Origin of the sequence: uncultured Campylobacter sp., from assembly GCF_938030815.1 — a bacterium.
In the GTDB taxonomy this organism is placed as follows: domain Bacteria; phylum Campylobacterota; class Campylobacteria; order Campylobacterales; family Campylobacteraceae; genus Campylobacter_B.
Genome location: NZ_CALHII010000225.1, coordinates 1 through 1,662, shown reverse-complemented (window position 1 = coordinate 1,662; position 1,662 = coordinate 1). Strand labels below are relative to the sequence as shown.

The window sequence follows — 1,662 nt, the reverse complement described above, 5'->3', positions numbered from 1 at the left end:
TATCAAAAGCGCGCTATCCTCGCCTTGTAGCTTGATATAGACGGTATTTTCGTCGATTTTGCTGACTTCGCTCACTTCGATCTTAAACTCGCTCGATTTGAAAAGCGCCGAGAGCTTTTCTTTGATCTCGATTAAATTTTCATCGGTTACGACGGCTTTTTGCTTTTCTTTGCGGTGTTTAGGATGTGCAGTGCGCGGGCTTTGCGGCTCTGATTTATCGCCCTGCTTTTTCTCTGCTTTGCCGGTTTTGTTTTGAGAGGCGCTAAATTCCGGATTTTCGCTAAATTTTTCCCCTTCTAAAACCGCTTCTATTACGGCATTTTTTTTAAAGAAGCCCAAAAATCCGCCGCTTGGATGCTGTAGCACGCGCACGTTAAGTTGCGTCACCGAGCATCCAAGCGTATTAGCGGCTCTGTTGTAGGCGTCTTTTAAATTTTCAGCTTCGATTATCATGATTTTTTCTCCGCTATTTGAGCTTGTTTATGCCTAGCAAAGGCTTTATTAATGACATATTGCTGGATAATTGAGCAGAAGTTATTGACCGTCCAATATAGCGTCAGACCCGCAGGGAACATCACGAAAAATACCGTAAAAATAAGAGGCAAGAATTTCATCATCTTCTCTTGCATCGGATCGGTAAACGTAGTCGGCGTGATTTTTTGCTGCAAAAACATCAAAATTCCCATCGTAATCGGCAGGATGTAATATGGATCTTTAAGCGACAGATCGTGGATCCACAGCGCCCACTCCGCGCCCTTTAGCTCGATCGCATTAAGCAGCACGCGGTAGATCGCGAAAAATACTGGAATCTGGAGCAAGATCGGCAAGCAGCCGCCCATCGGATTGGTGCCGTTTTTCTTATACAGATCCATCATATGCATCTGCAGCTTTTGCTTATCGTCCTTATATTTCTCCTGAAGCTCCTTCATCTTAGGCGCTAGATCTTTTAACTTATTCATCGATAGCATTCCCTTGTAACTTAGCGGGAATAAGATTAGGCGGATGATAAGCGTAAGCACGACGATCGACCAGCCCCAGTTACCAATATAGCCGTGCAGCCAGTTTAGAAATTTAAACATCGGGCGGGCGATAAAGGTAAACCAGCCGTATTCGATGATATTGGTAAGAACCGGATCTATCGAATTTAGCGTCGCATGATCCTTCGCTCCCAAATAGCCAGTAGCACTAAAATCGCCATTTGAGCGGATGAATACCTGTGAAATTTTATCCGCGTCGGTCACGGTCACATCCATATTGTTTCCATAAAGTAGCGTCGTGTAGTATCGATCCGAGCTCGCCTCGATATTGGCGTTGCTTATTCGCTCGTTGCTATCTACGTCGCCGTCTTTGAAAATTTCAACGTTCTCTTTGGTGCTTTGCGAATCGGTAAAAAATGAGGTAAGCTTGTCAAAAATTCCGGCCTCGCCAGGCTTGCCGACGATGACGCCGTGGATGGTGTAGCTATCCACTTCGACATTCGGACGAGAGCCCGGAGTGATGAAATAAGGCGCGCTGCCGTTTAATTTCACATCCAGCTTGTAGCTGCCGTTCGGGAAAAAGGTCAAATTTTTAGTTATAGTTACCGAGCCCAAATTTTGACTTAAGCTCACGCCGGCTTCGCCGTTTCGTACGTCCAGCTCGCTAGATGAAGCGCTGTAGGGA

2 protein-coding genes are annotated in these 1,662 nt (G+C 45.7%); both read right to left on the bottom strand.

What is annotated here, in order from left to right; translation table 11 throughout:
- Positions 1 to 453: Jag N-terminal domain-containing protein (locus tag Q0277_RS08720; RefSeq protein WP_297997311.1), on the bottom strand; the 453-nt coding region annotated here is incomplete at its 3' end.
- A partial coding sequence (gene yidC, locus Q0277_RS08715) for a membrane protein insertase YidC (protein WP_297997309.1) occupies positions 450 to 1,662 on the bottom strand: 1,213 nt, incomplete at its 5' end. The genes Q0277_RS08720 and yidC, both read right to left, overlap by 4 nt.